This window comes from Stieleria sedimenti (assembly GCF_025060895.1).
Taxonomy (GTDB): Bacteria; Planctomycetota; Planctomycetia; order Pirellulales; family Pirellulaceae; genus Stieleria; species Stieleria sedimenti.
Window position 1 is genome coordinate 20,041 of record NZ_JANZKV010000187.1, and the last position, 22,084, is coordinate 42,124.

The 22,084-nt window shown below is 59.8% G+C and carries 17 protein-coding genes; 8 read left to right on the forward strand and 9 right to left on the reverse strand.

Annotated elements, in window-relative coordinates; genetic code table 11:
- Positions 1-65: 65 nt before the first annotated feature.
- The 4 genes from NZK35_RS23645 to NZK35_RS23660 form a co-directional block, all read right to left on the reverse strand.
- On the reverse strand, positions 66-1,880 hold the full coding sequence (locus tag NZK35_RS23645) for a DUF1553 domain-containing protein (protein ID WP_259634993.1): 1,815 nt from the start codon (positions 1,878-1,880) through the stop codon (positions 66-68).
- 111 nt (positions 1,881-1,991) lie between these two features.
- Positions 1,992-3,206, reverse strand: coding sequence for a Rid family hydrolase (locus tag NZK35_RS23650; RefSeq protein WP_259634994.1), 1,215 nt, complete (start codon positions 3,204-3,206; stop codon positions 1,992-1,994).
- A gap of 61 nt (positions 3,207-3,267) precedes the next feature.
- Entirely contained in the window at positions 3,268-4,080 is an 813-nt protein-coding gene (locus NZK35_RS23655) for a PP2C family protein-serine/threonine phosphatase (RefSeq protein ID WP_259634995.1), read from the reverse strand.
- A 289-nt stretch (positions 4,081-4,369) separates the two neighbouring features.
- Positions 4,370-4,627: a hypothetical protein gene (locus NZK35_RS23660; protein WP_259634996.1), complete on the reverse strand. Its 258-nt coding sequence runs from the start codon at positions 4,625-4,627 to the stop codon at positions 4,370-4,372.
- A 187-nt stretch (positions 4,628-4,814) separates the two neighbouring features.
- Between NZK35_RS23660 and NZK35_RS23665 the strand changes: the two genes are divergently transcribed.
- Positions 4,815-6,110 carry a coiled-coil domain-containing protein gene (locus tag NZK35_RS23665; protein WP_259634997.1) on the forward strand — a complete coding sequence of 432 codons (1,296 nt, stop codon included), beginning with the start codon at positions 4,815-4,817 and terminating at the stop codon, positions 6,108-6,110.
- A gap of 254 nt (positions 6,111-6,364) precedes the next feature.
- Here NZK35_RS23665 and NZK35_RS23670 read toward each other — a convergent pair whose 3' ends face one another.
- On the reverse strand, positions 6,365-6,613 hold the full coding sequence (locus tag NZK35_RS23670; RefSeq protein WP_259634998.1) for a hypothetical protein: 249 nt from the start codon (positions 6,611-6,613) through the stop codon (positions 6,365-6,367).
- Between the two features lie 151 nt (positions 6,614-6,764).
- Between NZK35_RS23670 and NZK35_RS23675 the strand changes: the two genes are divergently transcribed.
- On the forward strand, positions 6,765-7,778 hold the full coding sequence (locus tag NZK35_RS23675) for an NAD-dependent epimerase/dehydratase family protein (protein ID WP_259634999.1): 1,014 nt from the start codon (positions 6,765-6,767) through the stop codon (positions 7,776-7,778).
- A 58-nt stretch (positions 7,779-7,836) separates the two neighbouring features.
- On the opposite strand, the gene NZK35_RS23680 is transcribed toward NZK35_RS23675, so the two are convergent.
- A complete protein-coding gene (locus NZK35_RS23680; RefSeq protein ID WP_259635000.1) occupies positions 7,837-9,006 on the reverse strand; it encodes a hypothetical protein in 1,170 nt (389 codons plus the stop codon).
- 162 nt (positions 9,007-9,168) lie between these two features.
- On the opposite strand from NZK35_RS23680, the gene NZK35_RS23685 reads away from it, so the two are divergent.
- Both NZK35_RS23685 and NZK35_RS23690 read left to right on the forward strand, forming a co-directional pair.
- On the forward strand, positions 9,169-9,933 hold the full coding sequence (locus tag NZK35_RS23685) for a glucosamine-6-phosphate deaminase (protein ID WP_323379659.1): 765 nt from the start codon (positions 9,169-9,171) through the stop codon (positions 9,931-9,933).
- Positions 9,930-10,844 (forward strand): N-acetylglucosamine-6-phosphate deacetylase, encoded by a 915-nt coding sequence (locus NZK35_RS23690; protein WP_259635001.1) that lies wholly within the window; start codon positions 9,930-9,932, stop codon positions 10,842-10,844. Before NZK35_RS23685 ends, NZK35_RS23690 begins: the two co-directional genes overlap by 4 nt.
- 701 nt (positions 10,845-11,545) lie before the next feature.
- On the opposite strand, the gene NZK35_RS23695 is transcribed toward NZK35_RS23690, so the two are convergent.
- Entirely contained in the window at positions 11,546-13,621 is a 2,076-nt protein-coding gene (locus tag NZK35_RS23695) for a carboxy terminal-processing peptidase (RefSeq protein ID WP_259635002.1), read from the reverse strand.
- 164 nt (positions 13,622-13,785) lie between these two features.
- Positions 13,786-15,078: a S1C family serine protease gene (locus NZK35_RS23700; RefSeq protein ID WP_259635003.1), complete on the reverse strand. Its 1,293-nt coding sequence runs from the start codon at positions 15,076-15,078 to the stop codon at positions 13,786-13,788.
- A 73-nt stretch (positions 15,079-15,151) separates the two neighbouring features.
- Here NZK35_RS23700 and NZK35_RS23705 point away from each other — a divergent pair, with 73 nt between their 5' ends.
- Both NZK35_RS23705 and cdd read left to right on the forward strand, forming a co-directional pair.
- A complete protein-coding gene (locus NZK35_RS23705; RefSeq protein ID WP_259635004.1) occupies positions 15,152-16,459 on the forward strand; it encodes a thymidine phosphorylase in 1,308 nt (435 codons plus the stop codon).
- 26 nt (positions 16,460-16,485) lie between these two features.
- On the forward strand, positions 16,486-16,899 hold the full coding sequence (cdd, locus tag NZK35_RS23710; RefSeq protein ID WP_259635005.1) for a cytidine deaminase: 414 nt from the start codon (positions 16,486-16,488) through the stop codon (positions 16,897-16,899).
- 293 nt (positions 16,900-17,192) lie between these two features.
- Here cdd and NZK35_RS23715 read toward each other — a convergent pair whose 3' ends face one another.
- Positions 17,193-18,353 carry a DegT/DnrJ/EryC1/StrS family aminotransferase gene (locus NZK35_RS23715; protein WP_259635006.1) on the reverse strand — a complete coding sequence of 387 codons (1,161 nt, stop codon included), beginning with the start codon at positions 18,351-18,353 and terminating at the stop codon, positions 17,193-17,195.
- Positions 18,354-18,608: 255 nt separating this feature from the next.
- On the opposite strand from NZK35_RS23715, the gene NZK35_RS23720 reads away from it, so the two are divergent.
- Together NZK35_RS23720 and NZK35_RS23725 are read left to right on the forward strand one after the other, a co-directional pair.
- Positions 18,609-19,217, forward strand: a complete 609-nt coding sequence (locus NZK35_RS23720; RefSeq protein WP_259635007.1) for an RNA polymerase sigma factor — start codon at positions 18,609-18,611, stop codon at positions 19,215-19,217.
- A 75-nt stretch (positions 19,218-19,292) separates the two neighbouring features.
- Positions 19,293-21,938: a VWA domain-containing protein gene (locus NZK35_RS23725; RefSeq protein WP_259635008.1), complete on the forward strand. Its 2,646-nt coding sequence runs from the start codon at positions 19,293-19,295 to the stop codon at positions 21,936-21,938.
- Positions 21,939-22,084 lie beyond the last annotated feature (146 nt).

Below are 22,084 nucleotides of genomic sequence, written 5' to 3' on the forward strand. Positions count from 1 at the left end.
GAACGTGGCGTAAGCTTCCAGCTTGCGATGCAAGTCTCCCGGCAAGCCGGATGCTGACCCCACTTTCAATGTCGGAACAAAAACTCATCACTATTGATCAGGACCCAAGCCAACTCGCGGGCTCCACGCGGATCGTCACAGAGCGCCGCAGCCGTATTGAGTTCATTTTCGGTCGGTCTTCGAGACAGGATGGCCAAATAAATCCTCTCGGCGGTGTCCCAAGAATCGCGGCCCTGTTGAACCAACGATTGGATTCCGGGTCCACGCTCGATCTTGTTGCGGATGTGATTGGAATTGAGCAGATGCAGCGCCTGCGACGCCGTCAGGCGGTTGTTGCGTTCGGACAACAGGCCGGTGTCACGCGCGGGGCGGCCGAACATTTCCAGAAAGCTGCTGGTGATGCTGCCATCGGGTAGAACAATTGCCCGGTGACCCTCGGGCAGGAACGTAAAGGGTTCCGGAATGATGCTCATGTAGGTTTCGGTCGTGCCGGTGATTTGGCAAATCGCGTCAATCAGGACCTCGGCGTCGAGTCGTTGGGTCGGGTAATAGGCGAAGTGCGCGGCCGCACGATCATCATCCGATTCGGCAATGCAAGAGAGTTGGTAGGCACTGGAGTTGAGGATCAAGCGATAAACCTGCTTCATGTCATAGTCCGATGCGACCAGTTCACGAGCGAGCGTGTTGAGCAGTGGCAGGTTGACGGGCGGGTTGTCATGCCGCACGTCATCGGGCGGGTCGACGATGCCGCGGCCGAGCAACCAGTGCCAGATGCGATTGGTGACCGCGCGGGCGAACCAGGGGTTGCGGCGGTCGGTCAGCCAATCGGCAAACACCTGGCGTGGATCCTGATCCGGCGGAATGCGGACCGACACACCGCTGGGGTAGACTGCGTCGACGGCTCGATTGGGATCGGCTCCGTTGCGGCGTCGATCAAAGAACACGATCTCTTCTTTCCATTCGCCGGTCGGTTTGTACCCGACCTTGCTGAAGAATTGCGCCACGCCGACGCGACGCGTTTCGGGCCAACCGTCGGTGCGTTCGCCGAGGAACGTCAACGCGACGACGTGCGAAATCGCCTCGGGTTCCTTGCTCTGAAGCGCCCGATAAAAATTGACCTGTGGCGTTCGAAAGTTACTTCCCGACGCAGTCAATAGCTCGTGTGCGAATCGGTCATAGGGCAGGTTGTTCTTGATCGCCGAATGGATCCAACGGTGATAGGCCTGCGCCGCTCCGGGCCACAGATTGATCGGAAATTCCGCCTTGACCCGCAAGACGTCGCACCATTTCATCGCCCAGTAATCGGCGAATTCAGGTCGCTGAAGCAATTCATCGATCAGCGTTTGTCGTTTGTTCTCCTGATGGTTGTCCAGGAACGACTTGGCCTCGTCGACCGTGGGCAGGGTTCCGAGGACGTCCACATAAAGTCGGCGCAGGAAGACTTCGTCCGAGCTGAGTTTGGCGGGTTTGATGTTCAGCGCGATCAATTGTCGAAAGACATCGTCGTCGACGGCATTGTGGCCGTGAATCGGATCGGAGCTTTCGTAGATTTCGCGGACATCGGGCACGTCGCCTGGAGCGGATCGGCCGAGCCCGGAAGCGGTGACCATCGTCGCCGCGTTGGCGAGCGGGCGAGGCTGTAAGGATCTCGAGCCGACACCGGCGAGCAACCGCCCCGTCGTGTTGGGCGACGTCTGCTGGCGTGGGGTTGGATCGGGTGTGGGTTGCCCCGGCAACGCGGCGGCTGGACGCCCCGGACCGGCGGGCCGTTGAGTCGCGATCCGGGCTGGATCTTCGGCAACATCGGGAATGGTCAACCACCAGACCAAACCGCACAGCAAGGTGATCGAAAGCGACACCGCACAGGCCAGGATCCACATCGGGCTCCAGGGTTCTCGGTGTCTTCGAAAACGGTTGTTCCGTACTCGAAGGACGCCAAAGTCCTGGGGGGCGAAGGGACGACTCGACATCACATGCCTGTTGAAATCAATTTAGGACGAGGGGGAAACATCTGAAAAGGCGACGCCTTCGATCTCGACAAGCAGTTCGGGCCGACACACATCCGCCACGGCGTAGACCGCCGGCACGGATCCAAACCGGGCTTCGCAAATCGACCGACACGTCTCATAGTCCTCCGAACGTTTGACATACACACGGACTTTGGCCAGATCCGTCAACTCGGCGGCCAGCTCCGGCAGTCCATGACGTTCAAAGTTCGCTCCGCTGATCAAGTTTTCGATGTTGTCGATCGTCTGTTCGGTCTGCTTTTCGACGTCGCCCAGGTGAACGCTTTCTGAATCCAGGATACTGGCGGTCCCGGAGATCCAGGTGGTCACGTGGTCTCCGATTTTGACGGCCATGGCGCGCGAGAAGAGCGGACTTCGGGGGGAGAACTTTCTCGCATAGTCGAAGGCCGATGTCTGTCGCGGGTTTTCCAGGGGATGCAACGAAACGTCTGCTCGATCGGTCTGCAGTCCGAGGCAACTGACCGTCAGACCGGGGCCGGCCATTCCGATTCCCGTGCTGGCCGGGTAAAACGAGTGGCCGTCGCGTGACGTGTTGATCTGGCCGACCGATTCGAGCCGTTGAAAGAACTCGGCGCGAGCCCGGTTGAGTTCTCGATACCGTTCAATCGGCTCACCCGACGGACGGGATTCGAGTTCGGTGATGCTGCCTTGGTACAACCAGATCCGACAAACGTCGTTGAAGCTGGCATCGACATGCTGCAAACGTTCGGCCAGTCGACGAAACGAGTCTTCGGATTCCTCGTACGCACTGGCGGCCTGCGGTGGAGACGTGATCCCCGCGACGTAGATCCAGCGGAGTCCATCGTAGGACACCGTGACCAGATCGGGTAACGGGAAATCCACCTCGACCCCTTCGCCGCCAAGGGCCCAGGCTTCGATCGCTAACGCCTGACCGCCACAGGGTGGTTGAATCACGAAACTGGTCGCCGGAACCCGGTCTCGGTAGGTCGCTTTGAACAGCTCTTGAAACGTCGCGACGTCGTCGACCGATCGGACAAAGACGGTTTGCTTCGTCAACGCCATCGGAACCGATTGTCGGCTCAGAATCTCCCGAATCGTCGAAACCGCCTGCCGAGCCTGGTCGATCGGATCACCGACGTTGGGCGGCGTGACCATCAAGGCAATGCGTGTGACGTCATCGAGTTGGATGAGACGGTGTTGCGGTTGGCTCATTAACATGTTGGTTTCGTTGCCATTGGAAATGGTGACGCGACGGGGTCGCCGGGTTCGTGCATCCTCGTCAGGTTTGAAAGACTACACAGGAGACGTTGTCGCGAGCTCTGCGCTCTAACGCCGCGCTGATCAACTGATCGACGCATTCTTGCGGGTCAAAACAACGGGCCATGATTTGTGCGATTTCGTCATCGGTCAGCTCGTCGGTCAGCCCGTCGGATGTCAGCATGACGCGGTCGCCCAAGCTGATCTGCGCCGAACGCAAACGGGCGGGTTGCTGCAACCCCTGCGCGCTGACACTGTTGGTGACGATGTGACGCCAGCGGTGAACCCGAGCCTGATTTGCGTCGAGAGAGCCCGCATCGATCAAGCCTTGGACCAGCGTTTCATCTTTCGTCAGCCGTGTCAGTCTGTTGTGATGAAGGAGATAGACGCGACAATCACCGACGTGGCCGTAATACATCCGGCCGCAATAAACGAACGCGACCGCCAGCGTGCAGCCCATTCGGTCGTATTCCGGGTGATCACTCACCGCGGTCGACATTTCCCGCGTCGCACACGAAATGGCGTCCCGATAGGCGGACCGGATCCCCGAGTAGGACAGTGCGTTTTGACAGGTCCTGCTCTGCCAAACCATCGGAATGGTTTCCATCGCAATCTGACTCGCCATCGCACCACCCAGGTGGCCGCCCATGCCATCGGCGACCAGGTAGAACTGGCTCCGATCCGATCGGTAAAATCGGTCTTCGTTGTAGTCGCGCCCGCCGCAAACCGACGCGCCCGCCGAACGGATCGCCAGCTCGAAGCTGTACTCGTCAGCACCGGAGTACTGTTCCGAAGATTTCGAAGCGAGAATTCGCTGAAAAATGGAAGTGGGCATCGCAGGGGTCCTTCAGACGGGAAAGTACACTCGATGGTGCACTAATAGTGCCAGCGGAATCGATTGTGTCAAAGTAAATGATGCGAGCGTGAAATCGGCCGAGTTTCACGGCCTGTCAGAGGCGGCCTGTGACATTTTGTCCGAATCGCGATGCGGCTGCCGGCAAGCCGCAGGCGAAACCGACATCCCTCCGCTGCGATGGCACGCGCACGCCCGTGCGTTATCGGCACAGCAAAGGTGCGGATCGGCGCGCGTCCAGCCTCCCGTCCGCTCGGTGATCGGCATCGATTCAATCGAGCAACGCGGCAACGTGCCGTCGCCGTCCGATCCGATGAATCTCGCTCAGCGGGATCGACCGGACGTGCTTGGACGGGGGCACGATCGCATAGAGGCGGTCCGCGTCAACGACAAACTGCCAGGGGTCGGCGATGACGATCGTTTCGCCACCGACCAATTGGACCGCGATCGTGGCAAACGGCGTTTTCCGTTGCAGCTGCCGGAGCATCCGAACATGTTGCTGTTTTTTCTCGCAGTTTGGCTGATTCATCGATCCAATCGGCAAAGATTCGACAGGCGTCGGGCGAACCATCATTGTATCGTCCGGGGTCGGTGATGATCCAAAACAATGACGGCCTGCGCCCGATTTTCAGTCCAAACCCGGCCTTGGTTTTGTCTGGGCAGATCCGGGCGTTAAGATGACTCGTGGCGTGACCCACCTCTCCTGAAGGATACCCATGCGAAGCTTCCCCCCCTGTTTGACGCTTGCCGCAATTCTGATCGGATGCTGTGGCTGCGAAAAAAATCCATTCAGCGGCACGTTCGGATCCGACGCGTCCACCGCCGGCCAAGTCGAGACCGCTGACGTGAACGCCGCCGACGTGAACTCCGCCGACGGGGACTCCGCCATCGACATCGTCTCGGAAACGATCGGCGACGGCCGGCTGCGTCAACGCCTGGGCGATCTCTTTGAACGTGTCTTGCCGACCTTGGAAGAGACACGTCAGTTGGTCGATCGACATGCCGAGCTGCCTGACAGTTCGGTGATCCCCTTCAAGCTGGACAAACAATCCAACTCCGCGCAGATCAACGAGCTGCTCGATCAGGCAATCGTGGCGCTGAGCATTTCAGAGGTCAGTGACTATCGCCGCCGGATTCGCGAGGCCAACGAGGCCATCGCGCAGTCCCAGACCAACATCGCCGACTATCGCCGCCAGCGGGTCTCCGCGTCCTGGGCGAAGGATCAAAGTCAGCTCGACAAGGTCAACCCGTTTGAGCTTTCCAAAGAAGCCCTCGATGAGAGCATCGCCTCGGAGGAGAAGGAGATCGAACGTCAAAAAGCAATCCTGGTCAAACTGAAAAAGACATTCGCCGAGGAACTCTCGAAGATCGGAGTCGAAGTCGATCAAGAGGGTGTCGAGTCGTTGCTGTCCTCGGTCTCGGGCGATGACATCGTCACGATGGCGGTCGTTTTTGACAACATCAAACACGTCACGGCGCAGCTGCAGGAACTGACCGAAGAAAGCGGCGAGGCGTTGGATGTGTCGAAGCGTTACTATGGGATTTACGTCGTCATGATCCATGTGATGGATCGAATTCAAAAGACGTTCGTCCGCGACGTCCACGAAAAACACATCCCGAAACTCAAGGAGTTTGCCGCCCAGGCGGAACAGAACATCAAACAGGCGCAAACGCTGATCAAGGTCAGCGGCGGCGACCGCGACGTCCTCGAGTCAAACATCGCCTCCAACGAATTGACGCGCCAGACCGCCGGCTTGTACGTCGAATACCTCAAACGCAACGCGGCGCTGATCGAAAAGGAAAACAAGCTGGCCCAAAAGAAATTGGCCACCGCCATGAACACCTATGACACGGTCAAACTATCCAGCGACGTCGCGGCGCTGATGAACACCGGACGCCGTGATTTTGAAACACTGATGAAACTCAAAGTCCCCTCGCTCCGCGAATTCAACAACGAAGCGATTCGGAAAGAGTTCCAACGCATGACGAGCGAACTGCGAGCCGGACGCTAGTGACCTCCGGAGGGTTCTTGCGGGTGTTGGGTATCCGGAGGGCAGTCGATTTAATTCCTGACGGATATGGCACCCTTCTCCCCCACAAATCGTTAACAAGCTTGCTTGTCGATTTGTGGGGGAGAAGGGAGCCAGTGTATTTATTAGAGTACCGGCAGTAATAAAATTGACGTCCCAAGCGATGGAGTACCCGTCGGCCTCGCGACAGACGGCTGATCCCGATCGATCAGCCCGCATGTTCGCCACGGCGTGTCTCAGCGCGAAAGCGTCCGATACGTCGTCGTGACGCTGCGAAACAAACCGATCGACGGAAACAGCGGCTCGGCGATCATGTCCAAGCGGTCGTATCCTTTCTTGATCGGGTCATCCCCGGCATCGAGGCGGTCGATCACGATCTCTTCGATGTCTGGATCACCGAAATAGATTGTTGCGAAATCCTGTGACCAACCGACCGTGCCGGTGCACAGCATCAAACCGACCCAAAAAAAACGTTGTACCAACATTGCATTCGACTCCCGTACGAAGATGGTGAAGCGTGTTTGCTGCATCGCGTACGTTTGCAACACAGACACGCCTCCCAAGCGAGAACATCGAGCCGATGCGACAGGCTAAACTAAAACCTCCGAACCCTGGGCCGAGGACGAGAGCGATACCATGACGCGACAGACCGTTCTGATTACCGGCGGATACGGATGCATCGGCGCGGAAACGGCCAAGTGGTTGATCGCCCACTGCGATGCCGAACTGATCGTGTGCAGCCGCAGCGTCAGTTCCGCGCGGAGCGAACGCGTGTTCCACGATGTCGATCGCGATCGGATGATTTTCGTCCAGGCGGATGTCAGCGATCCGAAGCGAATGGCGGAGATGCTGCGCGCAAACGAAGTCACGCACGTGGTGCACTTGGCGGCACTGCAAACCCCCGACTGCAATGCCCATCGTGATTTGGGGTTGCAGATCAACCTGGCCGGCACGCAACACCTGATCGAAGCGATCAAGGACTGCGCTCGACCGTTGGAACGATTCGTCTATGCCAGCTCCATCGCCGTCTATGGACCCCGCGCCGCCTACCCACAAGACCGCGTTCCGATGCTGGCGGTGCCCGAACCGGTCAATGTCTACGGCGTTTGGAAGCTTGCCGGTGAAAACTTGGCGCGACTCTTCTGTGGCGAAACCGGAACCCCCACCATCAGTCTTCGCCCCGGCGTCCTGTTCGGCCCCGGACGTGACGCCGGACTGACGTCCACACCGACGACCGCAATGAAGTGTGTCGCGCTCGGTTTGCCCTACAAGATTCCATTCCGTTCGCGACAAGATTACCTGTTCGCACCCGATGTCGGCGCGGCGTTCGGCAACGCCGTCCTCGGGCCATTCGATGGATATGGCGCGTTTACCTTACCCAGTCAAACCGTCGACACGGCGACCTTTGTCGACGTGCTTCGTCACGCGACCACCGAGCTCGGCATCGCAGACCGATTCCAGATTTCGATCGGCGACCAAACCGTCCCGTTCATCTGCGATCTGGAGTATGAACCGTATCTCGAAGCCTTTCCGGACGTTCCACAAACCGACCTGCAACTGGCGATCCGACGATCATTGGAGGTGTTTGGCGATCAAGTCCAGCGAGGTTGGTTGACGGCCGACGACGTGACGGGCGAGTCATCGCGGTAGGTGCCGTTGGATTGCGCTTGGAAATGCATTCCCCCGGTAGGGCTACGCTGTGAAGCATTTAAGCCGTGCGTCTTGCCGCGGGCGTGAGGTAGGGGAACAGGTGCAGCCGCTTCGTCGCTCGGTTTTCCAGGTCTCGACAAAACGCCGCCGGGCTGAGGTGTGATTCGTAGTAGTCGATCACACCGCGGCGTAGTTTGACGATTTGATGTTCATCCATGGTTTCGATTCGTGCCGCGGCGCGACGCAAACCGTCGATGCCTTGGTAGGCGATGCAATTCTCACCATCGCTCAGCGGTGGCGTGAACAGCGAACCGTACTCCAGCACCGGGATCGTGCCGACGGCGATGGCTTCGATCGCATTGTGCGAAAGCGGGTAATCGCAACCGGGGGCGGCCAGAAAAAAGTCGGACTGTGCGAGCAATCCCAGCCACCGACTGGCATCGGGACGATAGGTCGCGTTATCGATCATGACGAACGATTCATGGCGTTGTCGTTGCGCCGATTCCAGTTGTTCATCACAGTCGATCCAGAGTGTGGAGTCGGCGAAGTACTGGTTGACTTCGCGGACCACGCGGTGCCGTTCAACGGGCTGGATCCGCGTGTACTTCTTGATCCGGCGATAAGACGCTTCGGAACAGTGCCCCCCGAAAAAAAACCGCCAGACCCGGGGACGACCACGGTATTCTTCAAAGCGTTGATCTTCGCCATGATCCCAGACGGCGGGAAAAAAACTGTAGGGCATCGCCAGGTCGCCCGGCTGCAGCGGCTTTTGAGTGCCGGTCAGGACCGGCAGCGTTCGTCGCGCGTGGCGATGCGCCGTGGTGCCGTCGGACAAACAGAGATCAAAGGGACAAGAATCTGCTGGCACCTGGTCTGCGAAGAACGGGCGGGTTTCCGACAGCGCGTTCGCTTTGAATGCACGATGGCCGGTTTGCAAAAAGGCCAGACGGGGGACCATCGACAATTCATAACCGCCCCGCCGCAACAGCATCACCAAGGCGTGAAATCGCCGGCCTTGCTCGCCGTCGCTGGCGATCCGTCGTAAGTCCAGCAGACAGCGCCGCGATGCATCAGGCTGCGATGTCGCAATCGCGTCACCGCCCGCCCGCTCGCTCCAACTGTCGAACACACGTTTGCAATGGGCATAGCGCCACAGCCAACGGTGCTGTTTGAAGGACCGTTCGAACGCGAGACCGAAATGACGCAGGTTCACCAAAGGTCTGGGCATGCTGGGTGGGGGACGAAAACGTGTTAAGATCTGCAGCGGTCGTCGCCGCACGGCCCGATCCGCCGAGATCTTGCCGCAACGGCGCGATCCTACTGACCAGCAGCGATCGATCGCTAGATCAGGTCAATTCGAGACACCCAATGGAGCCAATCGGGATTCACTGTGAAGACAATCGTCACCAAAACGCCGTCCGAGATGGGACGGTACACTGCCGAACACGCCGCCCAAGACCTTCGAGATGCCATCGAAAAAAATGGAGCGGCCTATCTGATTGTGGCCACCGGTGCGTCACAGTTTGAGGTTCTGGCGCATCTGGTCGCGCAAGACGACGTCGATTGGAGTCGCGTGCACGGATTCCACTTGGACGAATACATCGGCATCGGCCGCGACCACCCGGCATCGTTTTGCGGTTACTTGAAAGAACGTTTTGTCGACAAGGTTCCGCTGGCGTCGTTCCATTACTTGGCCGGCGACACCGATGCGACCGAGACGGTCCGTCGGGCGGCCACCAAAGTCTCCTCCGTCACTGTCGACGTGGCCCTGGTCGGAATCGGTGAGAACGGCCACTTGGCGTTCAACGATCCACCGGCGGACTTTGAAACCGATTCGCCTTACTTGATCGTCGAATTGGATCATGAGTGTCGCATGCAGCAGGTCGGCGAGGGCTGGTTCGGTTCCTTGGACGAGGTCCCCACCCACGCGATCAGCATGTCGATCCGACAGATTTTGAAAACCAATAAGATCTACTGCAGCGTGCCCGATGAACGCAAGGCTGCTGCGGTCCGCGACACGTTGTGCGGTCCGATCACTCCCGATGTCCCCGCCAGTATTTTGAGAAACCATTCGGGGACGACGTTGATCATCGACGACGCCGCGGCGAGCAAGATCCCCGAGGACGTCAAAGCAACGCTGGAGCGAGTCGAATGAGCGGTTTTGTTGATTTGCAGGTCAACGGCTATTACGGCGTCGACTTCAACAGCGATGACTTGACCGACGAGGCCATCCTATCGGCTTGCCGGCAGATGCGCAGCGACGGCCTCACCTCGTTTCTGCCAACGATCATCACCGACAAGATCGACGCCATGGTCCGTCGTATCCGACGCCTGGCCGATGCCGCCGAGACACATGCCGAAATCGCCGAGATCGTCGCGGGCATCCACGTCGAAGGCCCCTTCCTCAGCCCCGAACCGGGATTTGTGGGTGCCCATCCGGCGGACTGTGTGCGCGAACCATCGATCGAATTGGCCGAGCAGTTGGTCGAGGCGGGCCGCGGTCGCGTGCGGTTGCTCACGCTGGCCCCGGAAATGCACGGCAGCGTCGAGGTCACCCGCTGGCTGTGCGATCGGTCGATCGTCGTTGCCGCCGGGCACTGTGACGCGTCGATCGCTCAGTTGCGCCAGGCGATCGACGCCGGATTGTCAATGTTCACGCACCTCGGCAATGGATGCCCGGGGCAGATGCATCGCCACGACAACATTGTCCAACGCGTGTTATCGCTCTCCGACCACCTCAAAATCTCCTTCATCGCCGATGGACATCACGTGCCCTGGTTCGCGCTGGGGAACTATTTGAAGTGTGTTCCGGAACAGAACATCGTGATCGTGACTGACGCGATCGGCGCCGCCGGACTGGGACCGGGTTTCTATCGACTGGCCGGACAGATGGTCGAAGTCGACCAGCACTTGGCCGCTTGGGCCGAAGGCCATCAGCATTTTGCCGGCTGCGCGACCACGATGCCGCAGATGGCCGAGATGCTCGCCAGCCGTTTGGGAATCGATGCCGAACGGATCGATCGCTGGACTCGGATCAATCCAATGCAGGTGTTGGAGGGGGCGTGATCGATGCCAGCGGGAAGCGTTAGCGAGCGGCCCGTGTTGATCTCCCGCTTGTTCCCAGGCTCCGCCCTACGCCGTGAACGATTTGTTAGCGGTAGGGCGCGAGCCCTTCGGTCTTTCACGGTGTTTTTGAAGCGCGACCGGACGGCTCGCGCCGTTCCGCTAACACCTTTAAACCGCAATGCCTTGTTAGCGGTAGGGTGCGAGCCCTCCGGTCTTTCACGGTGTCTTTGAAACGCGACCGGACGGCTCGCGCCGTTCCGCTAACACCTTTAAACCGCAATGCGTTGTTAGCGGTAGGGCGCGAGCCCTCCGGTCTTTCACGGTGTTTTTGAAGCGCGACCGGACGGCTCGCGCCGTTCCGCTAACACCTTCAAACCGCAATGCGTTGTTAGCGGTAGGGCGCGAGCCCACCGGTCTTTCACGGTGTCTTTGAAACGCGACCGGACGGCTCGCGCCGTTCCGCTAACACCTTCAAACCGCAATGTGTTGTTAGCGGTAGGGCGCGAGCCCTTCGGTCTTTCACGGTGTCTTTGAAACGCGACCGGACGGCTCGCGCCGTTCCGCTAACACCTTCAAACCGCAAACCGCGTTTGGCGAGAGCCACACAACCAACGCGTTCCACGGCGGAGCCTTGGAACGAGGCACAGCGATCACACGCCACTTGCTCACGCAGCATGCTGGCATGGCAGCTTAGACCGCTCTCAGTTGCGGACCAGCTTTTCTCGGCGGAGGCCTTCGATGTAGTCACCGGCGATGTTGATCACTTCGCGGTTGTAGAAGGTATCTCGGAAGACCTGTTTGTCTGTCTCCTGTTCGATTTCTTCCTTTTCCTCTTCCTTCTGGGCGTCGAGCTCATCGCGTCGCTGCATGAACGCGGTTTCTTCCAGCGGAACGGTTTGCTCTTCCTTCTGCTTGACGAACAGTTCGATGCGTCGCATCAGATCGACGAATTCCTTGTCGGCTTTGACGCGTTGCTCGGAGTTTTGTCGCAGTTCGGTGAGCAGGTCGTTCGGAACCAGGTTATAGATATCGTGACGCGCACCGTTGATGCGGTCTTCTTTGAGAGCGTACTTGAGGTCGCCTTCGGCAACATCCATTTTCTGTGTCAAACTGGGCAATACGATATCGGCCGCGACGCCGCCGCGTTGCGTGCTTTCTCCGTCGGGCAGATAGAACTGTTGCAGGGTGACTTTCAACGCCCCGTAGTTTTGGCGTTGGGTCAGGAACAGACGTTCGCCGAGGTCCATCAGCGTTTGTACCGTCCCTTTGCCATGAGTGGCGGGGTCACCGACGATGATGCCTCGATTGTAATCCTTGATCGCACCGGCGAAGATCTCGCTGGCGCTGGCGCTGAACTTGCTGGTCAGCACGACCAACGGTCCGCTCCAAACCGTGCCGACTTCTTCGTCGTTGTACTGTTGGATTTGTCCGCGTGAATCTTTGACCTGGACGACAGGTCCACGGTTGATGAACAGTCCGGTCAGATTGATCGCTTCGGTCAACGACCCGCCACCGTTGCGGCTCAGGTCGATCACGACGCCTTCGACACCCTTGCTTTTGAATTCCATCAGGATGTTTCGGACGTCGCGTGTGCTGCTGCGGAAATCGGTTCGGTTCTCGCGTGCCGCTTGCATGTCCATGTAGAAGCTGGGCAGGTTGATGAAGCCGATCTTGCGAACGCTGCCATCGGGCATCGTGTGATCGAGAATCTTGCCACGTGCGGCGGACTCCTCCAGTTCGACTTTGGCGCGGGTGATTTGATAGGTTTCGACCTTGCCCTTGCCGCCGACTTTGACGCCCAGGCGGACGACGGTTCCGGCATTGCCGCGAATCAGGCTGACGACGTCTTTTAGGGGCATTTCAACGATGTCCACCATCGGGCCTTCATCGCCCTGGCCGACCGAAACGATCACATCATCGGGCTGGAGCCGTTCGTCTTGATCGGCCGCACCGCCGGGAATGATTTGCATGACAACGGTGTTGCCGTCTTTTTCCCGCAGGGCGGCACCGATCCCTTGCAGCTTCAATCCCATCGAGATGTTGAAATCGTCCAGCGTCGAGGGCGACATGTAGGTCGAGTGGGGGTCGAAGGCGCTGGTGACCGACGTCAAATACGCTTCCAGCAGATCATCGTTGCTGTAGGACTTGAATCGCCGGGCGTAACGCAGGTAGCGGCGGCGGAGTAGATCGCGTGCCTCGTCGCCGACGGTGTCGTCGTCACGCAGATCGAGCAGGGCGTACTTGATTTGCCGGCGCCAACGCTGGTTCGCTTCTTCGGGCGTTTTGGCGTAACTGGCCGCGTCGGCGTCGACGATGATGTACTCGTCTTCGGTGAAGTCGAATTCCGAATCAAGCATTTCCAGTGCCATCGCGACGCGTTCGTCGACGCGTTGTGTGAATCGGTTGAAGATCGTGTAGGCCAGGCTCAGGTCACCCTGTTTGACCATATCATCGATCTGGTTGCGAAATCGGGCGAACTCATCGATGTCGGACTGGTAGAAGTACAGCTTCAGTGGATCGAATCGATCGAGATACAGATCAAGCGCCCGCTGGCTGATGGTGTCATCCAGTTCAGCCGACGAGATGTGGAATTTGGGAATCAGGGACGCAATCAGCTTCGCAATCCGTCGATCCTGGGCCGTCGCTTGGGGAGGCGCCGTGGCAGTGGCATTCTCGACACCCGGAAGCTCGGGGACGGCAGGCTGGGCCAGGATCCTCTGCGAGGAACCGGCCTGTGCCAAACAAACGAGAACCGCGGCGGTGACGATCGTACGCATTGTGAAACGGCGATCCATATGATTGGTCCGGATATTCGGGTGGGATGTTTCGGGAGTCGAAAGAGGCGAGATTTCCTGGTGGAACCCGCTCTATCATAGGCCCGCGCAAGTTGGGCCGTTGTGGAATGGTAGGAAAGAGGCGAAACGCAGACAATGTTGGTTTCTCATTCTTGACCGGTCGGATCGTCGACCGTCGCCAGTTCGACGGTCAATTCGACGCGTTTTCCCTTGCGCCGGACGACGATTGGCTGTTTTGAACCGATCGGTTTGCGTTCAATCGCCTCCTGAAGCCCAATGGAATCCCGCACCTGTTCGCCGGCGAATTCCACGATCACGTCCTGGGGCTCGATGCCCGCCTGTTCGGCGACCGATCCGTTGATGATCTGATAAACCAGGATACCAGAATACGGCTCCAAATTAAATTGTTTTGCGATTCGCGGCTTCAGTTCCACCAGGGTGGTACCGATCGCGGCACGGCGAACTTTGCCGTGGCGGTCGAGTTCGTCGGCGATCCAGCGGGCCTGGTTGATCGGGATCGCGAACCCCACGCCCTGGTAAAACCCGCTCCGCGTGGCGATCGCGGTGCTGATTCCGACCACTTTGCCATCCAGATCGATCAGCGCACCGCCGGAATTTCCGGGATTGATCGCGGCATCGGTCTGCAGCATGCTGCTGCGTCGTATCCGATCCAAACGACGGTTTTTGCCGCTGATGATCCCCGCACTGACCGTCGCTTCCAATTTGAAAGGGCTGCCGATCGCCAGCACCCAATCGCCGATCTCCAGCTTGTCGCTGTCGCCGACCGAGATCGGATCGAGTGGTTCGGGAAATTCCACGCGGACCATCGCCACGTCGCTGTCCGGGTCGCCGCGGACCACTTTCGCGTCCACGCGGGTTTCATCGGGCAATTGCACGACGACCCGCGTCGCACCGGTGATCACGTGGTTGTTGGTGATGATCAGCCCGTCGGCCGAAACAATCACCCCGGATCCCAACCCGGTCAGCTTCTCTTCGGCCGGCGGCGGCGTCGGGATCTCCGCGCGTTCCAACAGCGGCAATTCGTCTTCCGGGGCTTCGGTTTCACTCGATTCACCCGGATCCCCGTTCTGGCCGTAGGCATACAACACGACGACCGACGGCGTCGCACGTTTGGCGGCCATGCGAAACGCCAGGGACAGCGCGCGGGGGCCCGCTTGGAGCGCCGCAAGCACTTCGGGGCTGGCCTCGGCCGCACCACCCGACTCGGCACCACCCGACTCGGTTTTCGGCGGCTCGCCACTCGGGGTCTCGACCGACGCTGCGGGTTGGAGCGGTTCCCGGTCCGGCGTTTCCGAAGCCGCTTGGTCGCCTTCGGGGGCGGTGATATTCGATTCCGTTTGGGCCGCCAGACACTGGGTGACCATCATCGTGGTGATGACGGAGAAAACCAATGCAATCAAGGAACGGGAGCACAACATCACTTTTCCTGGAGGTCGACAGAAAGGGGAACACGTGGCACGATCTTTGTTGACGCAATCCACTATAACGACCTTGCATACCACGGTCATCCGCATGCTGACGGCTAACCTGCTTGCCAAGAAGCGCGACGGAAACGCGCTCCAAGATGACGAGATCCGGTTCCTGATCGATGGATTCTGCGACGGCAGTGTCGCCGACTATCAAATGTCGGCGTTCACCATGGCGGTCTGCTTGAACGGGATGACCGAGCGTGAGACGGCGACCTTGACCCGGGCGATGCTGGAAAGCGGCGACCTGCTGCCACGTGAGGTGTCGGGCCAGACGCCGCGGGTGGACAAACACAGCACGGGGGGACTGGGGGATAAGGTCTCCCTGATCCTGGCCCCGTTGTTGGCCGCCTGTGGCGTCCACGTGCCGATGGTCAGCGGACGCGGACTGGGACTGACCGGCGGCACGCTCGACAAGTTGGAAGCGATTCCCGGTTTCCGCACCGATTTGTCCGAACAAGCCTCCGGTGCGGTGCTCCGCCAGGTCGGTGCGTTCATCATCAGTGCCAGCGAACGCATCGCACCGGCCGACCGCCGACTGTACGCTCTGCGTGATGTGACCGGGACCGTCGAATCGATTCCGTTGATCACCGCCAGCATTCTCAGCAAAAAGCTGGCCGCCAACTTGGACGCTTTGGTGATGGATGTCAAAGTCGGCGGCGCGGCGTTCATGAAGTCGCTCGATAACGCCCGCGCGCTGGCTTGTTCGATCGAACAGGTCGGGCAAGCGGCGGGACTGCCGACACAGGCGCTGATCTCGGACATGGACCAGCCGCTGGGTAAGGCGATCGGTAACGCGATCGAAGTCAACGAAGCGGTGGGAATTCTGGCCGGGCCACCGTCGGACCCCGCGCTCCAAGGCGTCCGCGAATTGACCGTCCGGCTGTGCGCTCTCTTGCTGACCAGCGTCGGCGTCGCCACGGATCTCGACGATGCGACGCAGCGGCTCAACCGGGCCCTGGACGACGGGTCCGCGATGGAACGCTTTGAGGCGATGGTCGCCGCCCAGGGCGGTCGCTTGGCGGGGGATTTGAACATCGCCCCCGGCCGGCCCCTGCAGGCCGAGCAGGACGGCTATGTCCGTTACATCGATTGCCACGAGATCGGATCGACCATCGTTTCACTCGGCGGCGGACGCCGCAAGCTGGGCGATCGCATCGACCCGGCCGTCGGGATCCGCATGCACGTGCGAATCGGAGACCGCGTCGAGCGCGGTCAACCTGTTCTGGATTTACACTGCCACACCAGCCGGCAAAACGAGTATCTTAGAAGCCTCCGCCGAGCCGTGGAGATCACCGCCGAATCCGTCTCAGCACGCCCCCTTTTCTTCTAGCTTCTTCCACGCGTTGCACTGCCCAAATGATTGAGTTGAAAACCCGAGAGATCGACCAGTTGGTGCGTGCGGCTGTGGAGGCGCGGGATCAAGCGTACGCGCCCCACAGTCACTTCTATGTCGGGGCGGCGCTCTGGATTCCCGGTGAAGCCGTCGTCAGCGGTTGCAACGTCGAAAACGCCAGCTATTCGTTATCGATCTGTGCCGAGCGGGTGGCGACGGCAACGGCGGTGTCCCAAGGTCACCGCGCGTTTCAAGCGATCGCAATCGCCAGCGTGGGTGGTGTCAGCCCGTGCGGGGCCTGCCGACAATTCCTCTCCGAATTCGCCAGCGACATGCAAGTCATCATGACCGATGTGCTAACCGGGGCGCGGCAGATTCGTCGGCTTTCACAGTTGTTGCCCGACGCGTTTGACGCGTCGAACTTGCCGGTGACGTAGCGGCCGGTATCCCGGAGAGAGGCAAGCGAGTCGCCGGAGGTGGCGATTCGCCGACTTTGGCACCCAACGCGGTGCTGCTTATTAGCGGTAGGGCGCGAGCCCTCCGGTCCTTGACGGTGTATTCCAGCTTCACCGGACGGCTCGCGCCGTTCCGCTAAATCCGGCAGCTAGATGTTAGCGGTAGGGCGCGAGCCCTCCGGTCCTTCACGGTGTTTTTTGAAACGCGACCGGACGGCTTGCGCCGTTCCGCTAGCACCTGCACCGCCAACGGCCTTCTCGTTCGACATCAACCGCTACGCGGCCGCTTTGGCGCCGGCCTGGTAGTATCCGCCGATACAGTCGACGACTTGCTGCTGTTCGGCTTCGGTCAACGACGGGAAGATCGGCAGGTTCAAAATTTCCGCGCTGGCACGCTCGGTTTCCGGCAGCGTGCTGCCGTCCACGTTCAAGTACTCAAAGCACTGCTGCTTGTGCATCGGAACCGGGTAATAGATTTCGCTGCCCACGCCGCGCTCGGCCAAGTAGGCACGCAAGGCATCACGCCGTCCACCGCCGACGCGGATTCCGAATTGATTCCAGACGTGGAACGCATGGGGATCGACCGTCGGCAAGACGATTTGATCGGGACCGACAAGACCGCGGTTCGTCAACAGATCCATGTAACCTGACGCGATCTTGCTGCGCGACGTGATGGCATCCCCGAGGTGTCGTAATTTGACCCGCAACACGGCGGCCTGAAACGTATCGATCCGGCTGTTGATCCCGACCGCTTGATGGTAGTAACGGGGACGCATGCCGTGGCCGGCCAACAAACGCAAGCGATCGGCCATCACCGCATCGCCGCTGGTCAGCATGCCTGCGTCACCCATCGCGCCAAGATTTTTGGTCGGGTAAAAACTAAAGCATCCCACCAGTCCCCAACTGCCCGCGGGGCGTGAGTGGTACGCCGCGCCGATCGCTTGTGCGGCGTCTTCAACGACGGGGATGTCGTGGTCGTTGGCGATCTGGCAGATCCGATCGATTTGGGCACACTGGCCGAACAGGTGCACCGGGATGATCGCCTTGGTGTTTCCCGTGATCGCCTCGGCAACGCACTGCGGGTCGATGTTGAACGTATCCGGACAGATGTCGACGAACACCGGTGTCGCGCCCAACCGCGTGATGCAGCTGACCGACGCAAAAAAGGTGAAACTGGGCACAATGACTTCATCGCCGGCTTTGATGTCCAACGCCATCAACGAAAGCAACAGCGCGTCGCTGCCGGAGGCACATCCGACGGCATGTTCGACTTGGCTGTACTGGGCGATCTCGTTTTCCAGTTCTGCGACGTCGGGGCCGAACAGAAATCGACCGCTGTCGACGACCGCGGCGAGGGCTTCGACGAATTCGTCGCGATGGGGCTTGTTGTCGCGGTTCACGTCCAGCAACGGGACAGTGGTGTTTGGGCCAGCCATGATCGAACCTTCCTTGTTCGTATTGTTATGCGGAATTCGCGAGTGGCGGAGAGTCCCGTTTGCCGGTCGGACCACACCGATCGCGATGATTTTTGAGCGGGGAACTCCGCGTTGGGTGATAACCGCGGACAATCGATCAGGTCAATAGAAAACAGCTTCACAAAAACGGCAGGAAAATCGAACCGTTTCCCTAACAAGGTCGACGCCCGTTCGTGTTGTCGTCTGTACCGCGTCCACGATTCGACCCTGAACACCATGCCAGACCACTCCGCAGCCGAAATGTTGGCCGACGAACCCGAGTCCGGGCCGAACGCCGGCGCCGATCCGACCGCGGATTTGCCGCCCCAGCAGCGGCAAGCCTGGTCCCCGGATGAATTGTCGCAGCTGATCAGTCGCTACGAGGGGCAATTGCTTGCATATGCCCGCCGGATGCTCAACGGCGATTGGCAGGCCGCCCAGGACGCGGTGCAAGAAACCTTTTTACGGCTCTGTCGCGAGGAGCGCGGAAAGATCGTCTCCCGAGTCCAGCCCTGGCTATTTGCCGTTTGCCGCAGCCGAGTGATTGACATGCAACGTACCCGACATGCGCACCCGATCGATGCCGCCGAGATCACGGTGCAGGACCCCCACCCCGACGCCGCGACCGCGGCCCTGGCCGCCGAACAGACCCACGCGACGGAAAACCGATTGGCGGTGCTGGTCGAACGATTGTCCGGTCGGCAGCAGGAAGTGCTTCGTTTGCGGATGCAAGCCGGATTGAGCTACCGCGAAATCGCCGAGGTCACCGGGCTGACCGTCAGCAACGTCGGCTTTCACCTGCACGCCGCCGTCCGCGCCCTCAAAGATGCCGTCGCCACCACCTGAATCGGTCTCCCATTCATTCGCTGCCGATTTATTTCAGCCGATCCATTCCAGCCCATACGCCGAGAGGCAAATACCATGTCTGATTCCAATCGCCCCCAGAATGCAACCGACGACACGTCGGTTTGGGATGACGCCCGAATCACGGCCTACGTGATGGGAGAACTCTCCCCACAGGACGCCGCAGCATTCGAACAATCGATGGCCGCAAACGACCCGCTCCGCGCGGCCGTCGATCAAGCCGGCCGAGTCACCGAACGGTTGCAGACGTTGTTCGCCGAGGAACCACCCAAGACACTCGACGGTGAGCGACGCGAACAGATCTTGGCGGCGTCGGCAAGCCGTCGCGACGCCGAGACAAGGATCGAGCCGAGTCTGATGGAAACCTCAAGATCGACCAAACGATGGGTCGCTCTGCTGTTGGCCGCCGCCGCATCGGTGTTGCTGCTGATCGGTATCGTCCCATTGCTGAAACAATCACATGTCGCGCAGCACCAACTCAGCGCGCCCGGTCCCGGTCCCGAGCCCGAGTTGGATGCGGCGTACGACGAAGTGCTGGACGAGTCGGCTGCGATCGCTACGGTGGGAGAAGGCGAACGCTTGGAGCAGTCCGCTGTCGGCGAGTCGATGATCCGAGAATCGATGATCCGCGAGTCGGTGAGCCTGCAGCTCCAAGCGGAACCATCTGGCGCCGACGCGAACACTGCCGAGGTAAACGCTGCCGAGGTGAAATCGCTTGAGCAATCGGCGATCGTCCCTGCAGACCCCCAAGCGGAGACGAAGCCTGTTGCGGATTTGAGTCTTCTGCCGGCCGAGGGAGCGAACGCGGAACGGGGCAAGTCCCTCGACGCCATGTCGAGACGATCTCTCAGGAGTGCGCCCGCTCGCGCCGCTGAACCAGCCCCGACACCCGAACCAGCCCCGACACCCGCCTTGGCTGCTGCACCCGCCTCCGCCGATCAACCCGCACCCGCTAATCAACCCGCACCCGCCGGTGAGCCGCATCCGTTCGGGATGTCGGCACCGGGCGATCCGACGCATCCCTCGGGCATTCCTGCTCCGACCGCTGCCCCGATGGCTCCGTCGTTCGCGGCTCCGATCCTGTCGAAGTCGATTGACGGAGGACGAGCTCAACGTGTCGCAACGTCGGCCCAAGGAGGCGTGCTATGGCTCGTTGAAAAGGAAGCGGAAGCCGTCCATGACCGCCGAATCGTTGGAGATTTTGCCGTCAAACAGCCTGAAGCGAAACTCGACGCTCTGTCATTGGCCAAACGCGACGCCGCATTGCCCCACACCGACGGAGATCGCTTTGATCCGATCGTCGAAAATGAATTCAAGCAAGTCCGCGAGCATCCGCTGAGTACATTTTCGATCGACGTCGACACCGCCAGCTACAGCAAGCTGCGACGCACGCTGGTCGAAGGCCGACTGCCGCGACCGGACGCCGTTCGGATCGAAGAACTGGTCAATTACTTTGACTACCAATACGAATCGCCCAAGCCTGATTCGGAGCATCCCTTCGCGACCGACGTGACGATCGCCAGTTGTCCTTGGAACAACGATCATCGCTTGGCGCGGATCGCGATCCAGGGCAAACGCCTGACGCCTGATTCACGCCCACCGTGCAATCTGGTGTTCCTGTTGGACACCAGCGGATCAATGAATCAGCCGAATAAATTGCCGCTGGTCCTCGAGGGCATGAAAATGCTGACCAAGCAACTCGGCAAAGAAGACCGGGTGGCGATCGTTGTCTACGCCGGTTCGGCCGGCATGGTGCTCGACAGCACGCCCGCCGGGAAACGAAAGAAAATCATCAAGGCGCTTTCGCAACTCTCCGCCGGTGGCAGCACCAACGGTGGTGCCGGTATCCAATTGGCCTATGCGACCGCGCGTGATCACTTCATCAAGGACGGCGTCAATCGCGTGATCCTGTGCACCGACGGCGACTTCAATGTCGGCCTGAGCGGAACCGACCAGTTGGTGCGGCTGATCAAAGAAGAAGCGTCCGGAGGAATCTTCTTGACGGCCTTGGGATTCGGAATGGGTAACCACAACGACGCCATGATGGAACAAATCAGCGGCGAAGGAAACGGAAACTATGCCTTCATCGACACCGTCAACGAAGCCCACAAGGTGCTGGTCCGTCAAACCGATGCGACGCTGGTGACGATTGCCAAAGACGTCAAAATCCAAATCGAGTTCAATCGTCGCGTCGTTTCCAAGTACCGATTGATCGGCTACGAAAATCGCGTGTTGGCGAAAGAAGAGTTTAATGACGACAGCAAAGACGCCGGTGAAATCGGAGCCGGTCACCAAGTCACGGCGTTGTACGAATTGGTGCTGGCTGGCGAACAAGAGGACGCCGCGCCACAAGTCGATCCGCTGAAGTATCAGAGTTCGCCCGAATTGACCGAAGCCGCTTCGTCGAACGAGGCCATGACGGTCAAGCTGCGTTACAAACAACCCGACGGCGACACCAGCACGTTGATCGAACGGAGCGTCAAAGACAACGAACAAGCCTTTGCCAAGGCGGATTCGGATTTCCGATTCGCCGCCTCAGTGGCCGCCTTCGGCATGCAGCTTCGACACAGTGAGTTCGCCGGCGATTGGACACTCCGCAACGTCCTCGAAGTCGCACAGGCCAACGTCGGCCCCGATGAGTTTCAACTGCGAAGCGAGTTCGTCCAATTGGTGACCGCGGCCCTGCGTCTCAAGAGTGAGTAGCGGTGAGATTTCAGACTTGAGATTTGAGCCGACTGCCAACTCGTTTCGGCGTCAGTAACCAGGGATTCAGCAACCGTTGGTGTTTCGCCTTGAGGCGATTCCCGGTCGCTGCGACGCAGCGACCGTGGGCGGCTTTAGCCCAATAC